This window comes from Lacticaseibacillus paracasei subsp. paracasei (assembly GCF_000829035.1).
GTDB lineage: Bacteria > Bacillota > Bacilli > Lactobacillales > Lactobacillaceae > Lacticaseibacillus > Lacticaseibacillus paracasei.
In genome coordinates this window covers 2,988,581-2,995,875 of the sequence record NZ_AP012541.1, presented here as the reverse complement: position 1 = coordinate 2,995,875, position 7,295 = coordinate 2,988,581, and the positions used below count along the sequence as shown (strand labels likewise).

Annotated in this window: 6 protein-coding genes; all 6 read left to right on the top strand. The window is 47.8% G+C overall.

Going from position 1 to position 7,295, the window contains the following annotated elements:
* The first annotated feature begins 808 nt into the window (after nt 1-808).
* The 6 genes from rpmH (at nt 809) to mnmG (ending at nt 7,240) form a co-directional block, all read left to right on the top strand.
* Nucleotides 809-949: a 50S ribosomal protein L34 gene (gene rpmH / locus LBPC_RS14690; protein ID WP_003568442.1), complete on the top strand. Its 141-nt coding sequence runs from the start codon at nt 809-811 to the stop codon at nt 947-949.
* Between the two features lie 328 nt (nt 950-1,277).
* Nucleotides 1,278-1,634 (top strand): ribonuclease P protein component, encoded by a 357-nt coding sequence (rnpA, locus tag LBPC_RS16855; RefSeq protein ID WP_012492235.1) that lies wholly within the window; start codon nt 1,278-1,280, stop codon nt 1,632-1,634.
* 144 nt (nt 1,635-1,778) lie between these two features.
* Entirely contained in the window at nt 1,779-2,615 is an 837-nt protein-coding gene (yidC, locus tag LBPC_RS14680; RefSeq protein WP_016365313.1) for a membrane protein insertase YidC, read from the top strand.
* A gap of 17 nt (nt 2,616-2,632) precedes the next feature.
* Complete coding sequence (gene jag, locus LBPC_RS14675) at nt 2,633-3,397, top strand: RNA-binding cell elongation regulator Jag/EloR (protein ID WP_003572793.1); 765 nt, start codon at nt 2,633-2,635, stop codon at nt 3,395-3,397.
* A 511-nt stretch (nt 3,398-3,908) separates the two neighbouring features.
* A complete protein-coding gene (gene mnmE, locus LBPC_RS14665) occupies nt 3,909-5,297 on the top strand; it encodes a tRNA uridine-5-carboxymethylaminomethyl(34) synthesis GTPase MnmE (RefSeq protein ID WP_003568424.1) in 1,389 nt (462 codons plus the stop codon).
* Nucleotides 5,298-5,338: 41 nt separating this feature from the next.
* Entirely contained in the window at nt 5,339-7,240 is a 1,902-nt protein-coding gene (gene mnmG, locus LBPC_RS14660; protein WP_003572790.1) for a tRNA uridine-5-carboxymethylaminomethyl(34) synthesis enzyme MnmG, read from the top strand.
* The last annotated feature ends 55 nt before the right edge of the window (nt 7,241-7,295 follow it).

Here is a 7,295-nt window from a genome sequence, read left to right as displayed (position 1 = left end):
TCATGCCCCTCCTCCAATTATGTCCGGTAGCAAACCAGCTTATAGCTATGCTGACGAGTGATGACGGACATTCCTATATAAAAACGCGCTCATTGGCACCGAAACCTGCGTGTAAGGACCTTGACTGTATTGACCAAAGCCCGGTCATCACAGTCAAGGCCGCTTACACTTCGGTTACTGAACGCGCCAATTCACGCTCTGCTGAAACGCGCTCGCATGCCCAGAAACCTCCACATAAGGACCTCGAGTCTAAATGGCCAAAGAGCAGCCATTTAGACTCGAGGCCACTTATGTTCCGGTTTCTAACCGGGCATGCGAGTGCTCTGTAAAAATAAGTTTAGCATTGCTGGCGTAAGTTTTCCACAGAAAGCACAGTTTTCCACAAACAAAAAATTGAGAAATGAACAGGGTGCGAACAGACTATCCCCAAGGTCGGGGACAACGAAAGCGAGATGACAATAAATTCGCAGTTATGCACATTAACACTGTGGAACAAAAACCTTGTAGCAGTAAGTGTTTCACAAGATATGAACAGGGCTTTGACAACTTGTGGATAACTTTCTTCACACCCCTGTTTATCTGCGAATTTCCTGTGATTGGTTTGTGGAAATGACCGAAACCTAAAAATTTGAGACACAAGTTATCCACAGGTTCATAACTATCTGTGGATGTCGTGTCATCATCATGAGATCCTGCTTTCAATGGAAAAAACCTTGACGATAGTTGCTTCCTCGTGTAAACTAGGATGATGTCTGATAATGCAAGTCATCTTAATAAGATAAATCGTTTTTCATAGGAGGTGTCGTCAATGACAACCAAACGGACTTTCCAACCAAAGAAACGTCACCGTGAACGTGTTCATGGTTTCATGAAGCGGATGAGCACAAAGAACGGCCGCAAAGTTTTAGCACGCCGTCGCGCTAAAGGACGTAAAGTATTATCTGCCTAAGCCACTGACCGCGTCAGTGGTTTTTTTTAGAGCGCAAACAAACGCGGTTAGGAACCGGAGCGTAAGCGGCCTAAGTCGTGATGACCGGTCTTTGGTCATTGCGACTTAGGTCCTTACGTGCAGGTTTCTGCGCTTGTTCACGCGTTTCGGCGGCAGCAGCATGACCCCAATGAACGGCAATGGCCCAATCGTTGGTCGTTGCCGTTCATTTTCTGCTCAACAGCTTAATTTCAATGTGCAGATTAGAAACCGTCAACAAACCGCTGATACATATAGGAAAACACCGAGTCATCTTGTATACTTAGAACCAGATTGTGAGGGAGCATCATTGCGCAAGTCATATCGGATCAAAAAAGAAGCTGAATTTCAGAATGTGTTTGACCATGGCGATTCGGTTGCCAACCGCAATTTTGTGATCTATCACATGAAACGCGACCAACCGCATTTTCGTGTTGGTATCTCAGTGGGGAAGAAAGTTGGCCACACTGCGGTCATGCGTAACCAGATTAAGCGCTATATTCGGCAAAGTTTACTGGAGTTAAAACCTAATATTGACGCGCAAACCGATTTTTTGGTTATTGCACGTAAATCTGCTAACCAGCTCGACATGGCTGGCACCAAGAAAAATTTGATTCATGTCATGCGATTGGCTGGCATCCTGAACGAAGACATCGAGGTCATCTGACCAGAGCGTGAGCAGGCGCGTTTAGAAACCGGAGCATAAGCGGACTCAAATCTAAATGGCTGGGCTTTAGCCATTTAAATTTGAGGTCCTTCTGTGCAGATTTCTGCGCCTAGCGACCGCGTTTAAAAAAGAGAGGGATCATTTGTGAAAAATCGTCAAATCAAACGTGTGCTCGTCATTTTGAGCATGCTAAGTCTGGTCTTCATTTTGACGGCCTGCGGAACCGGACCCGTTACGCAAAATAGTACGGGGTTCTGGGATCGCTATGTTGTCTACACAGCCGGTCAATTTGTTATCTGGCTGGCGAATTTGTTCGGTGGCAACCCTGGTGTCGGGATTATTGCCTTCACCTTGATCATCCGAATTTTGATTTTCCCGCTGAGTTACATGTCAATCAAGAGCATGTCCAAACAGCAGGAAATTGCGCCGCAGCTAAAAGAACTACAAAAGAAGTACAGTTCAAAGGATACGGAAAGCCAGACACGACTGCGTGATGAAACACAGAAACTTTATGCTTCAGCTGGGGTTAACCCAGTGATGGGCTGTCTGCCGATTGTGATCCAGATGCCATTCCTGATTGCGCTGTATCAAGCAATTTTGCGCACATCATCACTGCAAACTGGTACTTTCCTTTGGATGAACCTGTCACAACCAGATCCGTTGTGGATTATGCAGATTCTGGCAACTTTATTCACGTTGGGTACTAGTGTCTTATCCATGATGGCACAACCAACGCGTAATTCTAGCAGCTGGCTCATGATGATCGTCTCGCCTGTCATGATTTTCGTTTTCTCAATTACCTTGCCAAGTGCGCTGGCCATTTACTGGGTAGTTACCAATGCCTTTTCAATGATTCAGCAGTTGCTGATCCAGAACCCATTCAAGATTCGCCGCGAACGTGAAGCAAAAGCGCAGGCTGAAAAAGAAAAAGAACGGGCACTCAAGCGAGCGTACAAAAAAGCAACCAAACGGCGTAAATAACAACGGGAGGAAGCAAGATGCCAACCTTTCAAGGCAGTACGATTCAAAAAGCCATCGAAACTGGTCTCAAGCAGCTTGGCTTGCCGCGTGATGCCGTTAGCGTTGAAGTCGTTCGAGAAAATAAGAACGGATTTCTGGGCTTGATGCGTAAGCCAGCGATTGTTAATTTAAAACCCTTGGAACCGCCGATAGACGCTGATCCGACGCCAAGCGACGATCCGCCTGCCAAACCGCGGGCAGGGAAAAAACTTGCAACGGCTTTAACTGATGGTGCAGGCAAGAAAATTGCCAGTGCTTTCAACGATATCACCACCAAAAAGCGAGATAATCAAACCGCATTGGCCATGGTGCAGAGTTATCTGGAAGACATCACCACTGGTATGGGGATCGACACTCAAGTCACAAGTGAACGGCAAGGTAACACGGTCACATTTCAGTTGAAAACAGATGAAGAAGGCCTGTTGATCGGTAAGCATGGCAAAATCATCAATGCAATTCAATACTTAGCCCAAACTGAGTTCAATCATTATGCCAAAAGTAAATGGACAATCATGCTTGATGTCGGCGATTATCGCGAACGACGGCAGGCGACCGTCACACGTTTAGCAGAACGCACCGCTCGCGAGGTTTTAGCAACTGGCAAAGCCGTCTATCTCGACCCGATGCCATCATTTGAACGCAAAACGATTCATACGACACTTGTGGACAATACGTACGTTGAGACCCATTCAGAAGGCGTCGATCCTCGGCGATATGTCGTAGTCACACCCAAAAGACCGTAACTAACTTTTGACAAGTGACCGTTGCTTAAGTATGATAGTCACAGTTTAATAACGATGAAGTAGTCAAAGTGCTTTATCCAGTCTTTCCCTGATAGGGGGAAAGACTGGATTTTGCGCTTTTTTTGTAGAGCGCAATCAGACGCGGTTAGAAACCGGAGCATAAGTGGCATCAGACCTAATGGCTGGTTTTGCCATTTAGGTCTGATGTCCTTATGTGCAGGTTTCTGCGCCTGATTGCGCGTTTCGGAACCGCCTAGCCCCTTAACCAGAAAGTCTGGGCTTTGGGCCATCTGGTTGGACTGTCCTTCGCATAGCCGAGATGCGCCTGATTGCGCGTTTCAGAGGCCATGAAGGGATTGGCCTTTACCACACAAATCCCTACATGCAGGCTCTACAATTCCATTGCGTGTTTCAGAGGCCGCCACATCACTCATCCGCCTCAGTCGCCTGCCGTGTCCAATCCCATCAACTCATTGTTCTTACCGAATCATCTCAAAAAGGAGTCTTTCAAATGTCTGCATCCATCACTGCGTACGACACCATCGCTGCCATCTCCACCCCGCCTGGCGAAGGTGCTATCAGCATCGTTCGGCTCAGCGGTGAGACAGCCGTAGCGACAGCTAATCAAGTTTTCAAGGGAAAAGACCTCTCGCAGGTTAAAAGCCATACGATTCATTATGGCCATATTGTCGACCCTGAAAGCGGCGAGTTGATTGATGAGGTCATGGTTAGTGTCATGTTGGCACCTAAGACCTTTACCCGTGAAGATGTTGTCGAGATTAATTGTCATGGCGGTATTGTTGCCACTAACCGCATTTTGCAGTTGCTCTTAGGCGAAGGCGCACGGATGGCTGAGCCAGGTGAGTTCACCAAACGGGCATTCCTGAACGGCCGCATTGATCTCACAGAAGCTGAGTCGGTCATGGATCTGATTCGAGCCAAAACCGATCGGGCGATGCAGGTGGCAGTCAATCAGCTAGACGGTAATCTGCATACATTGATCAAACGCCTTCGTCAGGAAATCCTCGAAGTGTTGGCACAGGTGGAAGTCAACATTGACTATCCTGAGTATGATACTGATGAAATGACCACCAAAATGCTGCTTGAAAAGGCGCAAACCGTTCAAAAAGCTATCAGCAATTTGCTGAGTACCGCCAGTCAAGGCAAGGTCTTGCGCGAAGGTTTAGCCACCGCAATTGTTGGCCGTCCCAACGTTGGAAAAAGTTCGCTGTTAAATCACATGTTGCATGAGGATAAAGCGATTGTGACCGATGTAGCTGGTACGACTCGTGATGTGCTAGAGGAGTATGTCAACGTGCGTGGTGTCCCGCTAAAACTGGTCGACACAGCCGGTATTCATGACACGACTGACAAAGTCGAGAAAATCGGTGTTGAACGCTCACGTCAAGCCATCACACAAGCCGATTTGATTTTGCTAGTGTTGGATCAAAGTGAACCATTGACGGATGAAGACGAACAGCTCATTCAAGCAACAGCTAATAAAAAACGGATTATCGTTTTGAATAAACAGGACTTACCTGCACAGCTAGATACCACCGCCTTGTTGAAGTTGGTTTCGCCGGATGAAATCATCAAGACCGCTATCCCGACTAGCGCAGGCATGGATGCCTTAGACGAACGGATTGCGAAGTTGTTCTTCGGCGGCATCGAAAATAGCCAAACAACAGTGATGGTTTCCAACGCTCGGCAGATCGGGCTATTACGCCAAGCCAACAAGAGCTTGGACGCTGTGATCGCCGGAATCCATGCTGGTATGCCAATTGATCTCGTGCAAATCGACATGACTGCGGCGTGGGATAAACTTGGTGAAATTACTGGTGAAAGTGCGCCAGATGAACTAATCACCCAATTGTTTAGTCAATTCTGCTTGGGCAAGTAAAGCTCAGTGCCAATTAGAAACTTATTCATGGAGGAAATCGAATGCCTGATGTCAAAAAATTTGAAGCCGGTACCTATGATGTCATCGTTGTTGGTGCTGGTCACGCTGGTTGTGAGGCCGCTTTGGCAGCCGCGCGGATGGGCCAAAAGACGTTACTATTGACGATCAGCTTGGAAATGCTGGCGTTTATGCCGTGTAATCCAAGTCTGGGCGGCCCAGCCAAGGGAATCGTAGTGCGTGAAATTGATGCACTCGGTGGTGAAATGGGCAAGAATATTGATCGAACATATATTCAGATGCGGATGCTTAACACCGGCAAGGGCCCAGCCGTTCGTGCATTACGGGCCCAGGCTGATAAGGCAGCCTATCACCGCAGCATGAAACACGTGATTGAAAACACGCCAAATCTGGATCTGCGTCAAGGCCTCGCTACTGAGGTGCTCGTCGAAAATGGCCAAGCTGTCGGTATCGTGGCGGCAACTGGCGCAATGTATCGGGCCAAGAGTGTTGTTTTGACCGCAGGCACCAGTTCTCGCGGCAAGATTATCATCGGTGAGTTGATGTACAGTTCTGGCCCTAATAACAGCCTGCCAAGTATCAAGCTGTCAGAAAATCTTGAACAGCTCGGCTTCAAATTGCGGCGATTTAAAACCGGGACTCCGCCGCGAGTCAATGGCAACACCATCGACTTTGATAAAACCGAGGAACAGCCTGGCGATAAGACTCCGAATCATTTTAGCTTCACGACGCCGGATTCAGTTTATTTGAAGGATCAGCTTAGTTGCTGGATGACTTACACTAATGCAACGACCCATCAAATTATTCGCGATAATTTGGATCGGGCGCCAATGTTTTCCGGTGTGATCAAAGGGGTTGGCCCGCGCTATTGCCCATCAATTGAGGATAAGATCGTTCGTTTTGCTGACAAGCCGCGGCATCAACTGTTTTTAGAGCCAGAAGGTCGCGATACCTCCGAATACTATGTCGGTGATTTTTCGACTTCTATGCCAGAAGAAATTCAACTGAAAATGCTGCATAGTGTGGCTGGGTTGGAACATGCCGAACTCATGCGTGCCGGGTATGCAATTGAGTACGATGTGATCGAGCCATGGCAACTGAAGGCCACGTTAGAAACCAAAGTCGTTGATAATCTTTTCACTGCCGGCCAGATGAATGGTACCAGCGGCTATGAAGAAGCAGCTGGCCAAGGCATTATGGCTGGCATCAATGCGGCGTTGCGTGCCCAAGGCAAAGGGCCGTTCACGCTCAAGCGTTCCGATGCCTATATTGGTGTGATGATTGATGATTTGGTGACTAAGGGCACGAATGAACCTTATCGCCTGTTGACCAGCCGTGCTGAATATCGACTTTTGTTGCGCCATGACAATGCCGATCTGCGGCTGACACCAATGGGCCATGAGCTTGGTTTAATTAGCGATGAGCGCTATGCTGAATTTTTGGCAAAGCGTCAGGCCATTGAAACTGAACTTAACCGGCTGAATACGACCCGGTTGAAGCCTAAAGACGTGAATCCATGGCTAGAGGCCCATCATTATGCGCCACTTAAGGATGGCGTCTTGGCTAGCGACTTCCTGAAGCGGCCGGAAATCGACTATCAGACGATGGCGCAATTCTTGCCAGATAATCCGACTTTGGATCATCGTGTCATTGAGCAGGTTGAGATTCAAATTAAGTATGCTGGCTATATTGCAAAGGAAGAAGCCAGTGTCGCCAAACTGAAGCGCCTAGAAGGCAAAAAGATTCCGCTACGTATTAACTACGCGGCCATCAATGGTTTGGCAACTGAAGCACGTCAGAAGTTGGTTAAAATCCAGCCAGAAACCATTGCGCAGGCGAGTCGTATCAGCGGCGTCAATCCTGCTGATGTGGCGATTTTGTCAGTGTACATTGAGCAGGGACGCATTAGTAAAGTGGCCCAATAAATTGGAAACCGAATTGCCAAACTAGCTGGCGATTCGGTTTTTTTGATGCCAAGCC